Annotated in this window: 19 protein-coding genes; 10 read left to right on the plus strand and 9 right to left on the minus strand. The window is 61.1% G+C overall.

What is annotated here, in order from left to right:
* Positions 1 to 3: 3 nt before the first annotated feature.
* Positions 4 to 2,745: a DNA mismatch repair protein MutS gene (gene mutS / locus BJ928_RS05410; protein ID WP_047628331.1), complete on the minus strand. Its 2,742-nt coding sequence runs from the start codon at positions 2,743 to 2,745 to the stop codon at positions 4 to 6.
* 113 nt (positions 2,746 to 2,858) lie between these two features.
* Here mutS and BJ928_RS05415 point away from each other — a divergent pair, with 113 nt between their 5' ends.
* Both BJ928_RS05415 and BJ928_RS05420 read left to right on the plus strand, forming a co-directional pair.
* A complete protein-coding gene (locus BJ928_RS05415; RefSeq protein ID WP_047628333.1) occupies positions 2,859 to 5,147 on the plus strand; it encodes an NADP-dependent malic enzyme in 2,289 nt (762 codons plus the stop codon).
* Positions 5,148 to 5,218: 71 nt separating this feature from the next.
* Positions 5,219 to 6,628, plus strand: a complete 1,410-nt coding sequence (locus BJ928_RS05420; RefSeq protein WP_047628335.1) for an adenylate/guanylate cyclase domain-containing protein — start codon at positions 5,219 to 5,221, stop codon at positions 6,626 to 6,628.
* A gap of 6 nt (positions 6,629 to 6,634) precedes the next feature.
* Here BJ928_RS05420 and BJ928_RS05425 read toward each other — a convergent pair whose 3' ends face one another.
* The 5 genes from BJ928_RS05425 to BJ928_RS05445 form a co-directional block, all read right to left on the minus strand.
* Complete coding sequence (locus tag BJ928_RS05425; protein ID WP_047628337.1) at positions 6,635 to 7,513, minus strand: GNAT family N-acetyltransferase; 879 nt, start codon at positions 7,511 to 7,513, stop codon at positions 6,635 to 6,637.
* A gap of 230 nt (positions 7,514 to 7,743) precedes the next feature.
* Positions 7,744 to 10,029, minus strand: coding sequence for a PAS domain-containing hybrid sensor histidine kinase/response regulator (locus tag BJ928_RS05430; protein WP_047628338.1), 2,286 nt, complete (start codon positions 10,027 to 10,029; stop codon positions 7,744 to 7,746).
* 55 nt (positions 10,030 to 10,084) lie between these two features.
* Complete coding sequence (lspA, locus tag BJ928_RS05435; RefSeq protein ID WP_047628339.1) at positions 10,085 to 10,603, minus strand: signal peptidase II; 519 nt, start codon at positions 10,601 to 10,603, stop codon at positions 10,085 to 10,087.
* A gap of 9 nt (positions 10,604 to 10,612) precedes the next feature.
* Complete coding sequence (locus BJ928_RS05440; RefSeq protein ID WP_047628340.1) at positions 10,613 to 11,464, minus strand: RNA methyltransferase; 852 nt, start codon at positions 11,462 to 11,464, stop codon at positions 10,613 to 10,615.
* Positions 11,461 to 12,588: a class I SAM-dependent methyltransferase gene (locus BJ928_RS05445; protein ID WP_183079376.1), complete on the minus strand. Its 1,128-nt coding sequence runs from the start codon at positions 12,586 to 12,588 to the stop codon at positions 11,461 to 11,463. Before BJ928_RS05445 ends, BJ928_RS05440 begins: the two co-directional genes overlap by 4 nt.
* A 115-nt stretch (positions 12,589 to 12,703) precedes the next feature.
* Here BJ928_RS05445 and BJ928_RS05450 point away from each other — a divergent pair, with 115 nt between their 5' ends.
* Positions 12,704 to 13,156: a carbon monoxide dehydrogenase subunit G gene (locus BJ928_RS05450; protein WP_047628342.1), complete on the plus strand. Its 453-nt coding sequence runs from the start codon at positions 12,704 to 12,706 to the stop codon at positions 13,154 to 13,156.
* Positions 13,157 to 13,192: 36 nt separating this feature from the next.
* On the plus strand, positions 13,193 to 13,651 hold the full coding sequence (locus BJ928_RS05455; RefSeq protein WP_047628344.1) for a GNAT family N-acetyltransferase: 459 nt from the start codon (positions 13,193 to 13,195) through the stop codon (positions 13,649 to 13,651).
* Here BJ928_RS05455 and BJ928_RS05460 read toward each other — a convergent pair.
* From BJ928_RS05460 to sppA, 3 genes are all read right to left on the minus strand, one after another.
* Positions 13,643 to 13,987: a LapA family protein gene (locus BJ928_RS05460; protein WP_047628346.1), complete on the minus strand. Its 345-nt coding sequence runs from the start codon at positions 13,985 to 13,987 to the stop codon at positions 13,643 to 13,645. The genes BJ928_RS05455 and BJ928_RS05460 overlap by 9 nt on opposite strands.
* Positions 13,988 to 14,154: 167 nt before the next feature.
* Positions 14,155 to 14,463: an integration host factor subunit beta gene (locus BJ928_RS05465; RefSeq protein WP_015338608.1), complete on the minus strand. Its 309-nt coding sequence runs from the start codon at positions 14,461 to 14,463 to the stop codon at positions 14,155 to 14,157.
* Between the two features lie 26 nt (positions 14,464 to 14,489).
* Positions 14,490 to 15,446: a signal peptide peptidase SppA gene (gene sppA / locus BJ928_RS05470; protein WP_047628349.1), complete on the minus strand. Its 957-nt coding sequence runs from the start codon at positions 15,444 to 15,446 to the stop codon at positions 14,490 to 14,492.
* A 327-nt stretch (positions 15,447 to 15,773) separates the two neighbouring features.
* Here sppA and lptC point away from each other — a divergent pair, with 327 nt between their 5' ends.
* From lptC to ptsN, 6 genes are all read left to right on the plus strand, one after another.
* A complete protein-coding gene (gene lptC / locus BJ928_RS05475; RefSeq protein WP_047628351.1) occupies positions 15,774 to 16,460 on the plus strand; it encodes an LPS export ABC transporter periplasmic protein LptC in 687 nt (228 codons plus the stop codon).
* Positions 16,457 to 17,113 carry an LptA/OstA family protein gene (locus BJ928_RS05480; RefSeq protein WP_047628352.1) on the plus strand — a complete coding sequence of 219 codons (657 nt, stop codon included), beginning with the start codon at positions 16,457 to 16,459 and terminating at the stop codon, positions 17,111 to 17,113. The genes lptC and BJ928_RS05480 overlap by 4 nt, the downstream gene beginning before the upstream one ends.
* A gap of 46 nt (positions 17,114 to 17,159) precedes the next feature.
* The gene (gene lptB, locus BJ928_RS05485; RefSeq protein ID WP_120296466.1) at positions 17,160 to 17,939 is read left to right on the plus strand and encodes an LPS export ABC transporter ATP-binding protein; all 780 of its coding nucleotides are present in this window, start codon (positions 17,160 to 17,162) and stop codon (positions 17,937 to 17,939) included.
* Between the two features lie 195 nt (positions 17,940 to 18,134).
* Positions 18,135 to 19,694: an RNA polymerase factor sigma-54 gene (rpoN, locus tag BJ928_RS05495; protein WP_047628353.1), complete on the plus strand. Its 1,560-nt coding sequence runs from the start codon at positions 18,135 to 18,137 to the stop codon at positions 19,692 to 19,694.
* 249 nt (positions 19,695 to 19,943) lie between these two features.
* A complete protein-coding gene (raiA, locus tag BJ928_RS05500) occupies positions 19,944 to 20,519 on the plus strand; it encodes a ribosome-associated translation inhibitor RaiA (RefSeq protein WP_047628355.1) in 576 nt (191 codons plus the stop codon).
* An 88-nt stretch (positions 20,520 to 20,607) separates the two neighbouring features.
* Positions 20,608 to 21,072 carry a PTS IIA-like nitrogen regulatory protein PtsN gene (ptsN, locus tag BJ928_RS05505; RefSeq protein ID WP_047628356.1) on the plus strand — a complete coding sequence of 155 codons (465 nt, stop codon included), beginning with the start codon at positions 20,608 to 20,610 and terminating at the stop codon, positions 21,070 to 21,072.
* Positions 21,073 to 21,229 lie beyond the last annotated feature (157 nt).

Here is a 21,229-nt window from a genome sequence, read left to right on the forward strand (position 1 = left end):
TGGTCAGCCGGTCTTGGTCAGCGTTTTCTTCAATTCATAGAGTACGTCAAGAGCGGCTCGCGGCGTCAGGTCGTCGAGATCCAGCGTCTTCAGCCTTTCCTCGACCTTGGACGGCTCACGCCGGCCGCTGGCCTCCTCCCGGCGGACAGCCACCTGGAAGAGCGGCAGATCATCGATGAGCTGGCTTGCCGGATTCTTGCGGTCTGCATCTTCGAGCCGCGTCAGAACGTCGCGGGCGCGCGCCACGACGGAGGCCGGCAGGCCGGCGAGACGCGCCACCTGAATACCATAGGAGCGATCGGCAGCACCCGGCCCGACCTCGTGCAGGAAGATGACGTCGCCGTCCCATTCCTTGACGCGCATGGTGGCATTGGAGAGCCGGCCAAGCTTCTCCGACAGAACTGTCAGCTCATGGAAATGCGTGGCGAAGAGGCCGCGGCAGCGATTGGCTTCATGCAGATGCTCGACGGCTGCCCAGGCGATGGAGAGGCCGTCGAAGGTCGCGGTACCACGGCCGATCTCGTCGAGGATGACGAGAGAGCGCTCCGTCGCCTGATTGAGGATCGCCGCCGTCTCGACCATCTCGACCATGAAGGTCGAACGCCCGCGCGCCAGATCGTCGGACGCGCCGACGCGCGAGAACAGCCGGTCGACGATGCCGATATGCGCCGAAGCGGCGGGCACGAAAGAGCCCATCTGCGCGAGAATGGCGATCAGCGCATTCTGGCGGAGAAAGGTCGACTTACCGCCCATGTTCGGGCCGGTCAGCAGCCAGATGGCGCCGTCCTTGCCGTCGGATTTCGGCGAGAGATCGCAATTGTTGGCGACGAACGGGCCGCCGGCCTGACGACGAAGCGCCTGCTCGACGACCGGATGGCGGCCGCCTTCGATTGCGAACATGCGGCTGCCATCGACGGCGGGCCGGCAATAGGCCTGCTCTTCGGCCAGCAGCGCCAGGCCGGCGGCGACATCGATCACCGAGAGAGCGCGGGCGCCGGCCTTGATCGCCTCGGCAGCAGCGACAACGGCCGCGACCATACGGTCGAAGGCTTCCAGTTCGATCGCCAGCGCCTTGTCGGCGGCATTGGCGATGCGGCTTTCGAGATCGGCAAGTTCCGTCGTGGTGAAGCGCATGGCATTGGCCATGGTCTGGCGATGGATGAAGCGCGCCTTGGCTTCGCTGGTATCGGTCATCGGGCCGGCATTGCCGGCGGTGACCTCGATGAAATAGCCGAGCACATTGTTGTGCTTGATCTTCAGCGACTTGATGCCGGTTTCATCGGCATATTGCAGCTGCAGGCCGGCGATGACGCGGCGCGACTGATCGCGGAGTGCCCGCACTTCATCGAGCTCGGAGTTCGCGCCTTCCCTCAGGAAGCCGCCATCGCGCTTCAGCAAAGGCAGCTCATCGGCAAGGGTCGCTGCTAACATCGCCTCGAGATCGGCGGGCAAGGCGCTGAGCCCGGCCAGCGCTGCCTTCAACTCCTCAGGCAGAAGCGCCGTGCCCAGCATAAGGGCGACATCGGTCGCGGCCGCCAGCCCCTGGCGGATTGCCCAGAGATCACGAGGGCCGCCGCGATCGAGCGCAAGGCGCGACAAGGCGCGCGGCATGTCAGGCACATGCTTCAGCGCCGAGCGCAGATCGCTTGATAGCGACGGTTCCTCAGCCAGGAAGCCGATCGAATCCAGACGCTCGTTGATCCGCTGGGGATCGGTCAACGGCGACATCAGCCGTTCGGCGAGAAGCCGGGCGCCACCGCCGGTGACGGTGCGATCGATCGCCTTCAACAGCGAGCCGTTGCGGTCGCCGGAGAGCGTGCGCACCAGTTCGAGATTGGCGCGGGTTGCAGGGTCGATGAAGAGCGTCGAGGCCCCGCTCTCGCGCTCCGGCAGGCCGAGCGGCGGCCGTTCGGCAAGCTGGGTCTTTTCGACATAGGCGATGGCGGCAGCGGCCGCGGCCAATTCGGCGCGGCTGAAGGTGCCGAAGCCGTCGAGCGTCGACACGCCGAAATAGCGGGTGATCCGCCCCTCGGCGCTGGCGCTGTCGAACAATACGGCCGGCTGCGGAACGGCGGTGCGGCCGAGAATATCGAAAACCGGCTTCAATTCCGGATCGTGGAACATCGTGTCCGGCAGGATCAGCTCTCTCGGATCGATGCGCAGGATATCGGCGAGCAATCGCGAGGCTTCCGTCTCGGCGAGACGAAAGACACCCGTGGAAATATCAATCCAGGCGAGCGCCAGCTGCGGCTCGGCACCGCCGCGAATGCGGGTCAGCGTCATAAGATAGTTGGATTCGGACGGCGAAAGCAGCTTTTCTTCGGTGATCGTGCCCGGCGTCACCAGTCGCACGACATCGCGGCGCACTACCGACTTGCCGCCGCGCTTCTTCGCCTCAGCCGGATCTTCCACCTGCTCGCAGACGGCGACGCGGAAGCCGAGCGCGATCAGCTTCTGCAGATAGTCGTCGGCAGCATGCACAGGCACGCCGCACATCGGGATATCCTGTCCCATATGCTGGCCGCGCTTCGTCAGCGTGATCCCGAGTGCGCGAGAGGCGTCGATGGCGTCCTCGAAGAACAACTCGTAGAAGTCACCCATGCGGTAGAACAGCAGCGAACCGGGATTGTTCGCCTTGATCTCGATATATTGCTCCATCATCGGAGTGGCCGAGGCGCGGCTTTCCTCCGAGGCAAGCTCGGCGGCCGAGAAGGCATCGATGCTGGCGTTAATACGTTCGTTCACGGAGGTGCAGTTTTTCCAAAAAAATGAGGTGCCACCCTATCCGCGCGCCGGTATAGAAGACAACAGCTATCGGGCAAGAGGGACCGGTAGCCCACAGGAGGTTTGGAGGAACAATGGCAGACAGCAAGAGCAAGTCGCGTCCGGGAGCGGGGATCACGGATCAGGAAGCGCTGGACTTCCACAAGAACGGCCGCCCCGGCAAGCTTGAGATCAACCCGACCAAGCCGATGGCGACTCAACGCGATCTGTCGCTTGCCTATTCGCCCGGCGTCGCCGTTCCCGTGAAGGCGATCGCCGCCGATCCGGCCACGGCCTACGATTATACCTCACGCGGCAACATGGTCGCCGTCATCTCCAACGGCACGGCCATTCTCGGCCTCGGCAATCTCGGCGCTCTCGCGTCCAAGCCGGTCATGGAAGGCAAGTCGGTCCTCTTCAAGCGCTTCGCCGATGTCGATTCGATCGACCTTGAGATCGATACGGAGAATGTCGACGAATTCATCAATTGCGTGCGCTATCTCGGCCCGTCCTTCGGCGGCATCAACCTGGAAGACATCAAGGCGCCGGACTGCTTCATCATCGAGCAGCGGCTGCGCGAACTCATGGACATTCCGGTCTTCCACGACGACCAGCACGGCACCGCCATCATCGCCGCCGCCGGTCTCATCAACGCGCTGGAGCTGACCGGCCGCGACCTGAAGAACACCAAGCTGGTCTGCAACGGCGCCGGTGCGGCCGCCATCGCCTGCGTCGAGCTGATCAAGGCCATGGGCTTCAACCCGGAAAACATCATCCTCTGCGATACCAAGGGCGTGATCTATCAGGGCCGCAGCGAAGGCATGAACCAGTGGAAGTCGGCGCATGCGGTCAAGACCGACAAGCGCACGCTCGCCGAAGCGATGAAGGGCGCCGACGTCGTGTTCGGCCTCTCGCAGAAGGATGCCTTCTCCGAGGAGATGATCCGCTCCATGGCCGACAGGCCGATCATCTTCGCCATGGCCAATCCAGATCCGGAAATCACGCCGGAAGAAGTCGCCCGCATCCGCGACGACGCCATCATGGCGACAGGGCGCTCGGACTATCCGAACCAGGTCAACAACGTCCTCGGCTTCCCCTATATCTTCCGCGGCGCGCTCGACGTGCGCGCCACCACCATCAATGACGAGATGAAGATCGCAGCCGTCCGCGCGCTGGCGAGTCTCGCCCGCGAGGACGTTCCCGACGACGTCGTCGCCGCTTATCAGGGCGCAAGGCCGCGCTTCGGTCCGCAATACATCATCCCCGTACCATTCGACCCTCGGCTGATCTCCGCCATTCCGGTGGCAGTCGCCAAGGCGGCGATCGAAAGCGGCGTTGCCCGGCGCGAAATGCCCGATATGGACGCCTATGCCCGCGAACTGTCGGCCCGACGCGATCCAATCGCCTCGACGCTGTCGCAGCTCTACGAGCGCGTCCGTCGCCACCAGAAGCGCATCGTCTTCGCCGAAGCGGAAGAAGAGCAGGTCATGCGCGCCGCTCTATCCTATGCCAACCAGGGGCTCGGCACCGCCATCCTGCTCGGCCGCGAGGATCTGATCCACGCGACTGCGGAGCGCGCCGGCATCGATCTCAACCGCCCCGGCCTCGAAATCGTCAATGCCCGTATTTCCAAGCGGGTCGACACCTATATCGACTTTCTCTACGCCCGGCTGCAACGCCAGGGCTATCTGCACCGCGACGTGACGCGCCTGATCCACAATGACCGCAACCACTTTGCCGCCTGCATGGTGGCATTGGGAGACGCCGACGGCATGGTGACGGGCGTGACCCGCAACTACTCGACCGCGCTCGGCGACGTGCGCCGCTGCATCGACGCCAAGCCGGGGCATCGGGTGATCGGCATATCGATCGTGCTTGCCCGTGGCCGCACTGTCTTCGTGGCCGACACCGCCGTTCACGACATGCCGACGGCCGAAGAGCTGGCCGAGATCGCCGAGGAAGCAGCCGGTTTCGCCCGCCGCATGGGTTACGAGCCACGTGTCGCCATGCTCGCCTACTCCACCTTCGGCCATCCCTCGGGCGAACGTTCGGAGCGCGTGCGCGAAGCCGTCAACATCCTCGACAAGCGCCATGTGAATTTCGAATTCGATGGCGAGATGGCGGCTGACGTGGCGTTGAACCGCAAGATCATGGAGAGCCTCTATCCCTTCTCGCGGCTTTCCGGGCCGGCCAACGTGCTCGTCATGCCGGCGTTCCATTCCGCCGCGATCTCCACCAAAATGCTGCAGGAGCTCGGCGGCTCCACGGTGATCGGGCCGCTGCTCGTCGGTCTCGACAAGCCGGTGCAGATTACGTCGATGGGCGCCAAGGATTCCGACATCGTCAACATGGCGGCGATTGCCGCCTATGGCGCTGGATCGTAACCCGTTCGCGAGGTCGGCAGCCACCGAACAAAGGTGATGGCTGCCGTCTGAATTCAGTGTAGGGTGCAAGCATGACCGAAACCCAAACCCTGTTCGGCGTGCTGCGCCACTCGGCGCAGCCGGATATCGTAGACACTATCGAGCGGCTGGTCCTTGAGGCACCCGACCGCAAGCTTAACCGCATGAATGCGCTTGCCTTCGCGACCGAGGGAGGCTTCGACGAAGAGCAGACCATCAATGCTTTCCTGCACGGCTCGCGCCTTGGCCTGTTCGAGATGTCGTGGAATATCGTCTGCCCGAGTTGCGGCGGAGTATTGGACGCCAATACCTCCCTGAAAACCGTCCAGAGCGAAACCTATAGATGCGTGATGTGCGCTGCCGGATACGAACCGACGCTCGATGATATGGTTGAGGTCACTTTCACCATCAGTCCGCGCGTACGCCGCATCGAGGCTCACAATCCGCACGATTTGTCGCCGCGTGAGTATTTTCGTCAGATTTATTGGGGATCGGGCGTCAATCTTCCAGAGGACGGCTACGAGGAAAAATTCGATCAGTTCGTTCTGGAAGCCCTGGAGTTGCCCTCGGGGGAAAAGGCCGTCGTCTCTCTGCAATTACCTGCGGGATTCGTCATCATTTTCGAACCGGTCACGCATGCCGCGCAGTTTATCGAGGTGCAGGGCGAAGCATCGAGAGAACGGCAGGCCCTGTCGTTTGTGTTCGACCGGATGTATCAGCACACAGACACCATGGAGCTGAAACCAGGCTCTGTGCGCATCTCCTTGGAAAACCATTCCGTCGCCCGCACGCTGCCGTCGATTGTCGTTGCAAATGAGGTGTTTCACACGTTGATCGGTCAGCGACGGCCATTTCTGACCGCGAAACAGCTGCTTTCCAACCAGACCTTCCGCGACATCTATCGCACCGATACGATCGACATCAATCAGCGGCTGAAAATCACCAGCCTGACCTTTCTCTTCACCGATTTGCGCGGCTCGACGGCGCTGTATGAGAGGGTGGGCGACCTTGCCGCGTTCGATCTGGTCCGAGCGCATTTCAGCATCCTGCACGAGATCGTGGGAGCTGAGGCGGGAGCGGTCGTCAAGACCATCGGCGATGCCGTCATGGCCACCTTTCCGACCCCGGACCGGGCATTGGTCGCGGCGATGCGAATGCGCGAGGCCATGTCCAGCTTCAACAAGGAGCGCGGGAACGACGATCTTCTGTTGAAGATCGGCATTCACGAAGGTCCCTGCATCGCAGTCAGCCTCAACGAGCGGCAGGACTATTTCGGGCAAACGGTCAACATCGCCTCGCGCGTGCAGCATCTCGCCACATCGAGCGAGATATTCGCCACAAGTTCGGTGCTGAATAATGCCCCCGCCGCCGAATTATTGACGACGCGGGGCTTGAAGCCGCAATCGCATCAGGTCGCGCTTCGCGGCATTACGGATGCGATCGATATATTTGCGATCCCTTGAAATCCGTTAGCTAGCGAAGCGACCCGCATCCGCGCCGTAATAGTTCACATAGCGGTCCGAAATGCTGGCGATCGGCAGGACGATCAGAACGTCCGTCGTATTGAAGGCATGGTCGACCACAGCGGTCGAGCCGACCATGGCGCCTAGACGCAAGTAACCCTTGATCAGCGGTGGCAGCGCCATCAGCGCCTTCTTCGGATTGACGGCTTCGACCGGCATCAGATCCATGTTGCGGGCCAACGACGGCAGCGCGCCGACAGTCCACTCATCCTTGGCAACGACGTTGTGATAGAGGAAGGACAAGGCCAGCGCATGCTGTTCCGGCAGGACGCCCGGGAAGGAGGCGCAACCGATCATCGCGCCCATGCCGTGCTTGAGCGCATAGGCCCAATTGCCTTGCCACAGCAATTCGACCGTTCGCTTGTTGCGGTATGCCGGCAGCACGCAGGAACGGCCAAGCTCCATGAAGCGCTTGTCGGGGTGGCGGGCAAGCAGCGCGTCGATATCGAATTCCGACGAGGAATAGAAGCCGCCGTTCGCCATGGCCACTTCCTGGCGCAGCAGGCGATAGGTGCCGACGATCTGGTCTTCCGGATCGCCTTCGAGCGAACGGTCCAAAACCAGAAGATGGTCGCAGATTGCATCCCAACCGTCGACGTCGCGCTGGCGACGCATGGCGTCAGCCGGCAGCTGCGCGTTCATCTCCTCGACGAAAACGCGATAGCGTACAGCCTGAGCGGCATCGATTTCGCGCGCCGTGCGGGCAAGGCGCGTTTCTAGATTTCCGATGCGGCCAAACACATCGCTGGCAACCGGCTCAACCGTTGCCTTTGAAGACTGAACCATTTCGCCCTGAGCTTCGCGATTCAAAATTTCGATGGACATGGCGATTCTCCCCCTACGGGCCGATATAGCGCCATAAACCAAATTCGTGCGACAGGAAAGTGACACGCAGCCTGGCTAAAAGCAAGAACCGTGCCCGTTGCAATTTTTCGAATGGACGCACCGTCCCCAACTTAGCGCGGCAATTGCCACAGGTTGAGCCGAAACTCCGTCTTCTATCGAGCATTGATGAGCCGGCTTCCGTAATCTTACTTGATGATCGGGGAGGATATTCAGGCGCGCTCGAAAACCGATCTCGACAGGCCCCGCAGCGCCAGCGTCAGTTTCTCGGGATCGACCGGCTTGACGATGACGGCGTCGGCTCCGGCAAGCAGCGCCTGACGGCGGATCGAATCACGGCTGTCCGCGGTCAGGACGATGATCGGAAGCGTCGGCAGACCATGCCTGCGCTCATGGGCCCGCAATTGCGCAAGCACAGCCGCGCCGGTGCCGCCAGGCATGTTGAAGTCCGTTACCAGCACCTCCGGCCTCGCCTCGACATTTTCGGTGCGTGCGCGGAGGCCGTCGAAATCCTCGACGAGACGAACCCTGTGACCAGCCTTGGAGAGCATCGCCCGAACCAGCATCGCGTTGACCGGATCGTCCTCGCCCAGCAGGATATCGAGCGCCCGGTCTTCTCCTTCCGGCGTCGTGATGCCCATCTCCGAGACGGCCTCGATCAAGGCTTCGCGCTTTTCCATGCCGCGCATGCGGCCCCGGAGAACATCGATGAGCGATTGCTCGCGCAGCGGCCGGATGAGCCAGGCGTCGAAGAGGTCGAGCGGATGGGTGTTGCGCTCCTCGGGATTGACGAGGAAGATCTTGCGCAGCCTTGGCACGGCAAGCGCATTTCCCTCGCTGAAATACCAGGGCGCCATGCGATGGTCGACAATCAGATCGGTCCAGACCCCACCCTCTCCCATCGGGAACGTGGGCAGGAGACCATCCATGTCGCCGGGGCCGATCACCCGGCAATGGCCGCCAAGGGTCTGGATCGTTCGCATGATTGCCGTGCTTGCCGCTCCCTCTGGCGCGAGCAGCAGCACGCGCGATCCCTTGAGCATGATATCGCGCCGGTCATGACCTTCCTCCACGGCCACCAGGCCGACCGGAAAGGAAATCACGAACTCGCTGCCCTTGCCGCGCTCGCTCGCAACGCTGAGCCTGCCGCCGAATTCGCGCAGAATACGGGCCGAAATCGCAAGGCCAAGGCCGGTGCCGGCGCTTCTTTCCACCGTGGTGCCGGCCTGCTCGAACTCGCCGAAGACACGGGCCTGTTCCTCCTCGGTCATGCCTGGGCCGCTGTCCTGCACCGATATCGTCAAATCCCGGACGCGAAGATCGACACGGACGAGAACGCCGCCGGTCTGAGTGAATTTCACCGCGTTGCCGATGACATTGAACAGGATCTGGCGCAGGCGGGCGGGATCGAACTCCAGGCTCTCGGGAACATTGGCTGCGACACTCGCGGCGATTTCAATGCCCTTTTCGTGGGCACGATGGGCAAGCATCTCTATCACGCCTTCCAGCAGCGGCCGCAAAGCCTCCGTGCGGGGATGCAACTGGAAGCGACCGACTTCGATCGTGGAGAAATCGAGGAGATCTTCGACCAATTGCACCAGCGCATGACCCGACTGACGAATGCCCGTCAGGTAGTTTGCCTGCTCCAGGGTCAACGGCGTCTGGGCAAGCAGGTGATTCATGCCGAGAATGCCCGACAGCGGCGTGCGGATCTCATGGCTGACGGTGGCAAGCAGCCGCGATTTGGCCGCGCTGTTGTATTCGGCCTTCAGCCTTGCATCTTCGCGCAGACGGGCGGTCTGCCGTTCATCGGTTACATCGCGCGCGATGCTTTGGATGCACAATTGCCCCGTCGTCGCGTCGCGGAACATGACATCGTGCCAGGCGAAGACGCGCCGTCCCTCGGGTGTCGCGATTTCCGCATCCTGATGTTTCGCATCGGTCACGGCGCGGAACACGAGGCCGGCCTCCTCCAGCGTCAGGCCTTCCGGATTCGACCTGCCCGTCAATTTGCGGAAAGTAGCGTTGGCATACAGAATCCGGCGATCGATACTGCGCGTGACCGCGATATCCCCGAGCGCATCGTGGACGGTCGTGAGAAGATTCGCGCTTTCCTTATGCTCCCAGAGACGATCTTGTTCGCTCTCGCTGAAATCGGCGGCGACAATCTCGGGCTTGCGCGACGCGTTTCGCATCTTGATGAAGCCGTTAGCGGCGAGCGCAAGCGCGACGAGGCCAAGGAAGCCCGCGAGCGCGAGCGGACCTCCGGCAAAGCCGATCGCGAGAAGAGCAGCCCCTGCAACGAGACCGCCGCCATTCAGCCAATGGCCTTGCAGCCACCAGGCCTGCGCAGGCGGCGCCGGTTGCCGGCTTTCCTCATCTGCCGCGAGCGGTATCGAGAGGGACGGCTCGCTTACCGCCGGCCCTTCGACCGGTCCCGTTTGGCCGTGAACTGTCGCCGCGGCAAGCTTTTCCTGCAGATTTGCCAGAGTGCTCATGCCGTCTGGCTATCATAGGCACTCTTCCCGATGCCTTCAGGGATTCGCTAGAATTTTAAGCTTTTGCCTTTTTCGGCATCAGAAGCTCGTCGAGTATGACGCATCCCGCCCCGACCGTGATGAAACTATCGGCGAGGTTGAACACGGCAAAAGACCACGTCTGCGTGTGGAAGAGAATGTAGTCGATCACATGGCCGTAGAGAAAGCGGTCGAGCAGATTGCCGAGAGCGCCTGCGATGATCAAGGCAAAACCCATATGCGCGAGCCAGCGATGATCCGGCGTGCGCCGCCAGAGCCAAAGTACAAAAACAACGATGACGAGCCGCATGCCGACGATGAACCAGCCGTCCATGCCCGACAGCATGGAGAAGGCCACGCCGAGATTATAGGTGCGGTAGAGCGCCAGCATCGGAATGACCGGCACCATCTCCTGCAGCGGCAGCCAGTGATCCACCATGATCTTGATGGCCTGGTCGAGAATGACCGCGATGACGATGAAAATCAGGATCGGCAGGGGCCGTGAAAACAGGGCTGGCTTTGCAGTCGGCTGTTCGTGGGTCTCGCTTTCAGTCATCAAATCTCGCTAGTTAAGTGTCAGGATATGGCGGCGCGCTTCGAACAGCATCACTGCTGTCGCAACCGCCAGATTGAGGCTATCGGCGCGGCCGGCCTGCGGGATGCGGGCGAGCGCATCGGCCTCCTTCGCCAGAGCATCCGGCAGGCCGGACTGTTCATTGCCCATCAGGATGACGACAGGCTTCTTCTTGTAATCGATGGTGCGATAGTCGACTGCGCCGGCCAGATGTGTAGCAACGACAGAGACATCAGCCTTCTTTTTCCAGGCCAGAAACTCCTCGGCCGTCGCCTTGACGACGGGAACGGCAAAGACCGAGCCCATGGTGGCGCGCACGGTTTCCAGCGAGAAAGGATCTGTGGTCTCGCCGACGAGGATGACGCCGGAAGCGCCGGCCGCATCGGCGGTGCGGATGATGGTGCCGAGATTGCCGGGATCGCGGACGCGATCGAGCGCCACCCAGGTCTCGCCCATCTTCGGCTTGACGTCCTTGAGCGGCCGCCAGCGCTGTTCGAAGACGCCCACCACCATCTGCGGATTGTCGCGGCGGGTGATCGAGCCGATGACCTTTTCGCTGACCTCCAGCACCAGCCCGCCGGCGGCCACCGTCTTTGCGGCGACCTGTTCGACCAACGGCTTGCCCTTGGCGGCCTTGGCGTAAACCAGCGTGCGGATCGTCCAGCCAAGCTCGAGCGCGTCGATGACGAGCTTCAAGCCTTCGGCCAGGAAAGCGCCGCTTTCCTCGCGGGACTTCTTGACCGTGAGCGCCTTGATGTCCTTGACGATCGGATTGGCAAGCGAGGTGACCTCCTTGACCTGTCCGACCTTGCGCGGGCCGTCATTGCGAAAATCCTGGTTCATTTCGGCACCCAGCGGCTGAAGAGAGAGGTGGAAAGCGCCCTGCCCGGCGTGCGGCCATCGAGGCCGGCCTCGCGGATGACCAGTTCGCCGGATTCGACCGCGCCGCCGGCACCGCGCATGGTCTCGCGCATCAACTCATGGATAGAATAGAAGCTGGCACGGATCGAATAGGCCGTCAGCACGAGGCCAAGCGCCTTCGGCGACAGGATCTCCCGGCAGATATCCAGCATCAGCGGCAGGTGCTCGAACAGATGCCAGACCTCGCCATTCGGGCCGCGGCCGAACTTCGGCGGGTCGGTGAGGATGATGTCGTATTTGCTGCCGCGCCGTTCCTCGCGCAGGATGAACTTCATGGCATCCTCGCAGATCCAGCGGATCGGCAGCTTTTCCATGCGGCCGAGGGCCTGGTTCTCGCGCGCCCAGCCGATCGCCTTCTTGGAGGCATCGACATGGGTCACTTCCGCGCCGGCGGCGGCGGCCACCAGCGAGGCGACGCCGGTATAGCCGAAGAGGTTCAGGACCTTCAGCGGCCGTTTCGCCGCCTCGACCTGCTCCTTCATCCAGGCCCAATGGACGATCTGCTCCGGGAAGACGCCGACATGGCGGAAGGCGGTGAAGCGGCCGAGAAAATCGACGCCGAGCAGCTGCAGCGGCCATGTCTCGCCGAGCGCCTCGCGCGGGAAGCGCCAGCGGCCCATGCCGTCCTCATCGGTATCGCCGGTGAAGATCGCATCGGCATTGTCCCAGACATGCGAGGCAAGCGACGGTGGCCACAGCGCCTGCGCCTCCGGGCGGACGATGCGATAGGGTCCGTATTGTTCGAGCTTCAGCCCGTTGCCGCTGTCGATCAGGTGAAAATCGCCGGCGCCCAATGATTCCAGGATCACAGGCACGCGTTCCACCGGCCGCTCGCCGCTTCGCGTCGTCAGCGGGCGTTCGGGCGCCGCGGAGGCAACAGCCGCTTCGCGCGGCTCGGCCACCCGTTCGCCATGATCACGCGAAGGCTTGGCTGGCCTTGAGGCGTGCGCAGGCTTTGCCGACGGCTTGCCGGGCATGTCACGCCGGGATTTTGCCCCGAGACCGCCCGCGGCTTTCTGGCCGGGCCGGCTTTCCCTATGTTTCACCATGCTTGTCTCAAAATTGATATGTGCGTGCAAATAGCATCTGGCCGCCACTTGGCAAAGCGCTTTCCGATCTGCGATGATCCATGCACAAAATGTCACATCGGGAGGATTGCGCATGGACATGACCGGCGAGGAGCGGATCGCGGCACCCCGGGACGCGGTGTGGGCAGCGCTGAACAATGCCGACATCCTCAAGCAATGTATTCCCGGCTGCCAGAGCCTCGACTGGGTCTCCCCGACGGAGCTGACGGCGACCGTGAAGCTGAAGATCGGCCCGGTGTCCGCCTCCTTCAACGGCGAGGTCACTCTTTCCAATATCAATGCGCCCGAGAGCTACACGATATCGGGCGAAGGCAAAGGCGGCATCGCCGGCTTTGCCAAGGGCGGGGCCGACGTGGTGCTCAAGGAAGACGGCGACGAAACCATCCTGCAATATGAGGCGAAGGCGCAGGTCGGCGGCAAGATCGCGCAGCTCGGCTCTCGGCTGGTCGATTCCAGCGCCAAGAAGCTGGCGCAGCAGTTTTTTGCCGATTTCACCGCGGCGATCAACGGCCAAGCCAACGCCTGATTGCCACATGCACGCTCGACTCCTATATAGTCGGTCATGACATCAACATCCGAGATCTGGTCCGTCCGGCCGGCGCGCGAGCAGGACATGCAGACCCTTGCGGAGATCTATCTCCGCGTCCGCCGCGAGACATTCCTATGGGTCGACCCCGACCATTTCGGCCTTGAAGACCTCGCCGCTCATTCGAGTGGCGAACGCCTGTTCGTCTGCGAGGACGGAGATGGCGTCATTGCGGGCTTTATAGCGATCTGGGAGCCGGACGACTTCATTCATATGCTTTATATATTGCCGGTCTTCCAGGGCCGTGGCGCCGGCAAGGCTCTGCTCGCAGCGCTGCCGGAATGGCCCGAGCGCCGCTACCGGCTGAAATGTCTGGTCAAAAACACGCGCGCCTTCGCATTCTATCGAAACCACGGCTTCGAAGTCATCGGCGATGGTGCCTCGCCGGAGGGCGACTACAAAGAAATGCGGCTCGGCGACCTCAATTCACTTTGAAGGGAGCTGGGAGGGAAGCTGCCCGGCGATCTCTTCGGCGCGGGTGCGATGCTTGTCGGCCTCGGCCTGCCAGCGCACGGCTTCCCGCGACTGATTGCGGGCGCGCTTGCGATGCTTTCCCTGGCTGAACCAGGTGACCGCGGCACCCACGACCATGCCGAGGATCAGCGCGACGAACAGCAGCACGAACAGCGGCGCATTCAGCGACAGCACCTGATCTTCCGGTCGGAAGGGATTGAGCGCCAATGTCACGAATTGCCTGTTGGCGACGCAGAATATGATGAGGATAATGCCGAGCGGCAGCAATATCAGCAGATTGATGATCTTCTTGGCCATTGCGCAGCTCCTTCATTTGCAGTCCAGGATGTCTCGCACCCGGTCCGCCTTCAGCCGCAGAATAGAAAAGAGGCGGCCGAATTCAAGTGCCACCGCGTCGCGGCACAATCATGTCCGGCGGCTATTTCCGTCGGAACATTTGGGGAAATTCGGACCGAAGCGGCCGATCAGTTGTCGTCTTCCTCGTCGTCGCCAGCGCCGGGATTCAGGCGTTCGCGCAATTCCTTGCCGGTCTTGAAGAAGGGAACCCATTTTTCTTCGACGAAGACCGTATCGCCCGTGCGCGGATTGCGGCCGGAGCGCGAGGGCCGGTTCTTGACGGAAAAAGCGCCAAAGCCGCGAAGTTCAACCCGGTTTCCCGCGGCGAGCGCATCGGTGATCTCATCCAAGACAGCATTGACGATATTTTCGACGTCGCGGTGATAGAGATGCGGGTTGCGGGCGGCAACGATCTGCACCAGTTCCGACTTGATCACGGCTATCCCCTTAAATCATTGATTTATCAATTGGCTGCACCCTGCCAAACAGAAAGCAGGCCGTCAAGAAACAACTTATCGGTCATGATTTTCTGGAGACTCTCTCCTTTGATCAAATCATCATAACCAAGGCGATTTAGCAACCAGGAAGCGGCACCCGGCCAGAAGAAGGACGAAGTTTTGTCTTCCCGCTTCCAATCGACGATCGGCAGGTCCTTCTTGACCTTGCGTGTCTCGAGATAGGCAAGGATTTCGTCCTCGCCGCCGAGCGTGTCGATCAACTTGTTCTGAAGCGCCTGACGGCCGGTGAAGATGCTGCCGTCGGCAAGTTTCAGCACCTCCTCGCGCGGCAACTTGCGGCGATCCGCCACCAGATCCACGAACCAGGCGTAGCTGTCCATGACCATGTTGCGGATCATGTTCTTGGCGTCTTCGCTCGCCGGATGGAAAGGCGACGGCTCCGCCTTCAACGGCGCCGACTTGATTTCGTCGAGGGAAACGCCGACCTTGTCGAGCAGATCCTTGACCTGCGGATACTGGAAGATGACGCCGATCGACCCGGTGATCGACGTGTCGCCGGCGACAATGTCATCGCCAGCGGTCGCGATCATGTAGCCGGCCGAAGCGGCGACGGTGCGGATGTCTGATACGACCGGCTTCTTGGCGGCGACGGCGCGGATCGCCTTGAAGATGCGCTCGCCACCATAGGTCGTGCCGCCGGTCGAAGAGATCGAGACGATCAGCGCCTTGACCTGGTCATTGTCGCGGATCTTCTTCAGCCGCTCCAGCAGTTCCGGATCGTCCTGAATGAGCCCGGAGATGGTGACGCGGGCAATCTGCGGGCCCCGCGTATCCGGCAGATCGCCGGAAACAAAGCGGTAGAGCGCAAAACCAAGCGCCACAAGGAGCAAAACGGCAACAATGCGCCAGAAACCAAGCTTGCGACGTAATTGTCGCCGATCGGCGATTGCAGAACTGTCCATCACGCCTTATTTCTCCCTGCAACAAATTGAAAGCGCTACAAACCGGATGTATGACACCTTGAAACGGGCACAATCCTCAGAGAAAAGCGTCTCCCGTTTTCGATGTCGTCGGCGGGACGTCGCTCTGCTGGTTCATGAGATAGGACATCGTCCAGCCTGATGAAACCGGCTTATGGCATATTTTTCTGCTAAAAATCGCCTGCAGCAGGAAAAAATCCATATTGGCAAGCCAGTGCAATAATGCGAAACGATCCGATAGGCTTTTTGGCACAGCCTCGCATAGCGTGAGAATACGGTTCTCCGGATCATTAAAGACGGACCTGTTGCATGCTCAATACGATCGAGCCCCCCGGCGAGGCAATCCGCTCGGTGCCGGAACGGAACGCGTATAAGGACGCGATTTTCCACTCTAACCGCGTGAAGCGGCTCAGGGTGTTGCTGCCGCTCGCCGCCATCATCGTCTCGCTTCTCTTTATCGCCGTCTCGGTCATCCGCGCCTATCTGCCGGCAAACATCCAGATCGAGGGCGCCAAGATCGAGGATGGCAAGGTGGTCATGGAGCGTCCCGCCATTTCGGGCCGCAACAAGGACGGCATCAACTACTCGCTGCTCGCCGAAAAGGCGCTGCAGGACATCAAGAACCCGAACATGATCACGCTGAAGACCATCAAGGCATCGATGCCGGTGAATACCGATGTGATCGCCCATGTTACGGCCAATAGCGCGGATTTCGACCGTCAGGCCGATACGCTGAAACTGACCGAGCCCTTCACCATCGTGATGGACAACGGGTTGCGCGCCGAGTTCAAGACGGCGTTCCTCGATGTGAAGAAGGGCGACCTTTCCAGCCAGGATGAGGTTGCCATCACCCGAGGTGGTATGTCGGTTGTTGCGCGTTCGCTCAAGATGACGGATAAGGGAAGCGTAATCGAATTCGACGGGCAGGTTCGGATGAACATCGAACCTGCCGCTCTCCATAATTCAGGTAGCGAACAGAAGCCGGGCGGTTCATGATAAAGTATTGGCCTAATTCAATTTTCAACTCCGGCCTGCACAAAGCTGGCCTTCTCTGTGCCTTCAGCGCGGTCGCTTTTTTCGCGGCCGCCGAAGCCGGTGCCCAATCGACGACAAGCTCGATGCCGGGTCTTGCCCTCTCCAGCGACCAGCCGATCCAGATCGAAAGCGACAAGCTGGAGGTCCACGACCAGGAGAGCCAGGCCGTGTTCACCGGCAACGTCAAGGTGGTCCAGGGCACCACGACCATGCAGGCTGGCAAGATGACGGTCTTCTACAAGAAAAAGCAGCCCGCTGACGCCAAGCAGACCGACGCCAATCCGGTGGCAAAGGCCGCCAAGGAACAGAACCAGTCGTTGGCCTCGGGCAATGCCAACATCGACCACATTCTGGTCACCGACAAGGTCTACCTCGTTTCCGGCACGCAGACGGCAACGGCGGAGGATGGTTCCTTCGACATGGCCAGCCAGCTTGCAATCCTCAAGGGCAAGAAGGTAGTTCTGACCGACGGGCCGAACGTTTTCACAGGCTGCCAGCTCACCGTGCACATGGCAACGGGTGAAGCACAGCTGGATTCCTGTGGCGGCCGCGTCCAGATTCAGCTCGATCCGAAGTCGCAGCAAGTGCAGCAACAACAACAAAAGAAAAACTGATACCGGCCCCCTCGTGACGACATCGACAACCTCCACCTTGCCCGGCGTGCCCGGGCCGTCTTCTGCGATATCCGGTGCGCCGGCCGCGGACAAGGCACGCTATAAAGGCACGCTGATCGCCCGTGGCCTCACCAAGACCTACGGCAGGCGTCGCGTCGTCAATGGTGTTTCGCTGGTGGTGCGCCGCGGCGAAGCCGTGGGATTGCTCGGGCCGAACGGCGCGGGCAAGACGACCTGCTTCTACATGATCACCGGCCTGGTGCCGGTCGATGAAGGCACAATCGAGATCGACGGCAACAACGTTACCTCGATGCCGATGTATCGCCGCGCAAGGCTCGGCGTCGGCTATCTGCCGCAGGAAGCCTCGATCTTCCGCGGCCTGACCGTGGAAGAGAATATCCGCGCGGTGCTCGAAGTCCATGAAAAGGACAAGACGAAGCGGGAGCGCAAGATCGACGAGTTGCTGGAAGAGTTCCACATTCGCAATCTGCGCACCGTGCCGGCGATCGCACTTTCGGGCGGCGAGCGACGCCGCCTCGAAATCGCCCGCGCGCTGGCGACCGACCCGACCTTCATGCTGCTTGACGAGCCCTTCGCCGGCGTTGACCCTATTTCGGTCGCCGACATCCAGAACCTCGTGCATCACCTGACGGCACGCGGCATCGGCGTTTTGATCACCGACCACAATGTCCGTGAAACGCTCGGCCTGATCGATCGCGCCTATATCATCCATGCAGGCGAAGTGCTGACCCATGGCAGGGCGAACGATATCGTCAGCAACCCTGAAGTACGCAAGCTGTATCTGGGCGACAATTTCAGCCTCTGATAGGCTGAAATTTCCCCCCTTCGCCCATCAATATTAGCTGATGCTACCGCGCGCCGGAAATTTACTTCCGCGCCACAGTTCCGCTTGACCAAATCCGATAAAAAAGCAATTTTTGGGCCAGTTGGAATTTCGCGAGAATTCAAGTGACACACGGCGCGGATTCCCGAGGAGTTCAAGGGGAGTCCCGCGTCCGCCATGGCACTATCGGCCAATCTTTTCCTGCGCCAAAGCCAGAGCCTGGTGATGACACCGCAACTGATGCAATCCATCCAGTTGCTGCAGATGACCCATTTCGAACTCACACAATTCATCGCCCAGGAAGTCGAGAAGAATCCGCTGCTGGAATTTGCGTCAAATGACGAGGATCTAGGCAGCGGCAGCGACCGCGAGGTGAAGGACGGCCGCTTCGAAACCATGGAGGAAACCCATGGCGAGGATGGCCCGGACCGCGATGCCGGCGAGCTTGCGAGCGACTGGTACGAGAGCGACAACACCGGCAATGCCAACCGGCTGAGCGACGAGCTCGACACCAATTTCAGCGACGTCTTCCCCGATGACGGCAACCCGCAGCGCGCCGATGCGCCGGAACTGCTCAGCCAGTGGAAATCCATGCCCGGCGGCGAGGCCGGCGAAAGCTACGATCTGGACGATTTCGTCGCCGGCCAGGTGTCGTTGCGCGATCATCTCAATGAACAGATCCCCTTCTCGCTTCCTGCCATGGGTGACCGGCTGATTGCCCAGCACCTTGTCGACCAGCTCGACGACGCCGGCTATCTGCGCGCGGAACTCAACGAAACCACAGAACGACTGGGCGCGACGCTTGCCGACGTGGAGCGTGTGCTGGACAGCCTGCAGCAGCTCGATCCGCCCGGTGTCTTTGCCCGCTCGCTCAGCGAATGCCTGGCGCTCCAGCTCCGGCAGAAGGATCGCTTCGATCCCGCCATGGAGCGGCTGATCGAAAATCTCGAGCTGCTTGCCCGGCGCGATTTTGCCACGCTGAAGCGGCTTTGCGGCGTTGATGAAGAAGACCTGCTGGACATGATGGCGGAGATCCGCCAGCTCAATCCCAAGCCCGGCAGCGGTTTCGAGACCGACATATCCGAGGCGATCATGCCCGACATCGTCGTGCGCCCCTCGGCTGATGGAAGCTGGCTGGTGGAGCTCAATCCCGATGCGCTACCGCGCGTGCTGGTGAACCAGTCCTATTTCGCCTCCGTCTCCAAGACGAGCCAGGACCATAGCTTCCTGTCGGAATGCCTGCAGAACGCCAATTGGTTGACCCGCAGCCTGGACCAGCGCGCCAAGACGATCATGAAGGTGGCAAGCGAGATCGTGCGGCAGCAGGACGCGTTTCTGCTGCATGGCGTCGACCATCTGCGGCCACTCAACCTGAAAACCGTGGCGGACGCCATCAAGATGCACGAGTCGACGGTCAGCCGCGTGACCTCGAACAAGTACATGCTGACACCGCGCGGCCTGTTCGAACTCAAATATTTCTTCACGGTTTCGATCAGCGCGGTCGAGGGTGGCGACGGCCATTCCGCCGAAGCCGTCCGTCACAAGATCCGCCTGCTGATCTCGAACGAGAGCCCCGATGCTGTCCTCTCCGACGACGACATCGTCGATACGCTGAAGAAGGGCGGAATAGAACTCGCTCGCCGCACGGTTGCAAAATACCGCGAGGCCATGAACATTCCCTCCTCCGTGCAGCGGCGCCGGGAGAAGCGGGCCCTGGCCAAAGTCTCCGGTTTCTGACGGCCACGCACCCTCAACCGCAGGCTGTTCAACTCCTAACAGTCCGTTAAGACGCAGTTGACTTTCCCATGTGGCAGGGCTAGAAGCCCGCCGCAATCGCTGCAGGACAGCACGGCATGACACTTATCCCCACCCTCCAAAAGGCGGTCCATATACGCAATTTGCCTTTAACTGCGTGAAGTGCTTGGATGAGCTTGAGGCTTGGCGTAAACTGGTACGCGCAATAACCACTACAAGAAGGGAAACTCCATGAGTGTGCGTGTCTCCGGTAAACATATGGAAATTGGTGACTCCTTCCGCCAGCGGATAGAAGACCAGATCGGTATGGCCGTGACCAAATACTTCGACGGGGGGTATTCGGGTCAGGTAACTGTGCACAAGTCCAGTTCGCGTTTTGCGGCCGATTGCAAGCTTCATCTCGACAGCGGTGTGGTGCTGCATGCGGCCGGCGAAGCGATGGACCCGCAGCTTGCTTTCGATGCAGCTTCCGAGCGCATCGAGAAACGCCTGCGCCGCTACAAACGCAAACTCAAGGATCATCAGGCCGGCAATCACGTGAACGGGCAGGCGGAAGTCGCCTATACCGTCATGGACGGCGTTCCGGATGACGACGAGGAAGTTCCTGCCGATTTCGCGCCGGCAATCGTCGCAGAGAGCACGAAGCAGTTAAAGACTATGTCGGTGGCGACCGCCGTGATGGCGCTCGATATGACCGACGAACCGCTGCTGCTCTTCCGCAGCCCCGGCAACAAACACTTGAACATCGTTTACCGCCGCCAGGACGGTAACATTGGCTGGATCGACGCGGCCAATATCAAAGGCTGAGAATAGAAGATAAGCGGCGGCTGCGCATCATGGCAGCTGGCCGCCGCTTGCCCGTCATCGGCTCTCGGCGACACGAAGGATAAAGAGAATGGCATTGGCAGATTTGCTACAGCAAGATGCGATCATCCCCGCCTTGAAGGCAAATTCCAAAAAACAACTGCTTCAGGAGCTGGCCGCCAAAGCCTCCAAGCTGACCGGCCTGCCGGAGCGCGAAATCTTCGACGTCGTGCTGCAGCGAGAGCGTCTGGGCTCGACCGGCGTCGGCAACGGCATTGCCATTCCGCACGGCAAGCTTGCCAGCATCAAGTCCATCGCCGGCATTTTCGCGCGCCTCGAGACGCCTGTCGATTTCGAAGCCCTGGACGACCAGCCCGTCGATCTCGTATTCCTGCTGCTCGCGCCCGAAGGCGCCGGCGCGGACCATTTGAAGGCACTCTCCCGCATCGCCCGCGTTTTGCGAGACCAGGATCTGGTCGCGAAGCTGCGCGCGACGGATTCAGCTTCCGCGATTTACGCATTCCTCAACGAGGAGCAGGCATCGAACGCCGCCTGACGGACTGGATCGCATCGGACCAAGGCAAAAATAAGAGCCGGAAGATCTCAGATCATCCGGCTCTTTTCTTTTGTTGCCATAGCGGTTCGCGAAATCTGCGAACCGCTCTATTTCTTCGTCCTTATGCAATTGCTAACGGAAAATCGCTGCGCGCTTT

Origin of the sequence: Rhizobium sp. WW_1 (genome assembly GCF_003610155.1) — a bacterium.
Lineage (GTDB): Bacteria > Pseudomonadota > Alphaproteobacteria > Rhizobiales > Rhizobiaceae > Rhizobium > Rhizobium tropici_A.

What these genes read in the sequence shown, in the direction of transcription:
- BJ928_RS05415 (WP_047628333.1), top strand. Translation starts at nt 2,859, where the DNA reads ATGGCAGACAGCAAGAGCAAGTCGCGTCCGGGAGCGGGGATCACGGAT.
- BJ928_RS05420 (WP_047628335.1), top strand. Translation starts at nt 5,219, where the DNA reads ATGACCGAAACCCAAACCCTGTTCGGCGTGCTGCGCCACTCGGCGCAG.
- BJ928_RS05425 (WP_047628337.1), bottom strand. Translation starts at nt 7,513, where the DNA reads ATGTCCATCGAAATTTTGAATCGCGAAGCTCAGGGCGAAATGGTTCAG.
- BJ928_RS05430 (WP_047628338.1), bottom strand. Translation starts at nt 10,029, where the DNA reads ATGAGCACTCTGGCAAATCTGCAGGAAAAGCTTGCCGCGGCGACAGTT.
- lspA (WP_047628339.1), bottom strand. Translation starts at nt 10,603, where the DNA reads ATGACTGAAAGCGAGACCCACGAACAGCCGACTGCAAAGCCAGCCCTG.
- BJ928_RS05440 (WP_047628340.1), bottom strand. Translation starts at nt 11,464, where the DNA reads ATGAACCAGGATTTTCGCAATGACGGCCCGCGCAAGGTCGGACAGGTC.
- BJ928_RS05450 (WP_047628342.1), top strand. Translation starts at nt 12,704, where the DNA reads ATGGACATGACCGGCGAGGAGCGGATCGCGGCACCCCGGGACGCGGTG.
- BJ928_RS05455 (WP_047628344.1), top strand. Translation starts at nt 13,193, where the DNA reads ATGACATCAACATCCGAGATCTGGTCCGTCCGGCCGGCGCGCGAGCAG.
- BJ928_RS05460 (WP_047628346.1), bottom strand. Translation starts at nt 13,987, where the DNA reads ATGGCCAAGAAGATCATCAATCTGCTGATATTGCTGCCGCTCGGCATT.
- sppA (WP_047628349.1), bottom strand. Translation starts at nt 15,446, where the DNA reads ATGGACAGTTCTGCAATCGCCGATCGGCGACAATTACGTCGCAAGCTT.
- lptC (WP_047628351.1), top strand. Translation starts at nt 15,774, where the DNA reads ATGCTCAATACGATCGAGCCCCCCGGCGAGGCAATCCGCTCGGTGCCG.
- BJ928_RS05480 (WP_047628352.1), top strand. Translation starts at nt 16,457, where the DNA reads ATGATAAAGTATTGGCCTAATTCAATTTTCAACTCCGGCCTGCACAAA.
- rpoN (WP_047628353.1), top strand. Translation starts at nt 18,135, where the DNA reads ATGGCACTATCGGCCAATCTTTTCCTGCGCCAAAGCCAGAGCCTGGTG.
- raiA (WP_047628355.1), top strand. Translation starts at nt 19,944, where the DNA reads ATGAGTGTGCGTGTCTCCGGTAAACATATGGAAATTGGTGACTCCTTC.
- ptsN (WP_047628356.1), top strand. Translation starts at nt 20,608, where the DNA reads ATGGCATTGGCAGATTTGCTACAGCAAGATGCGATCATCCCCGCCTTG.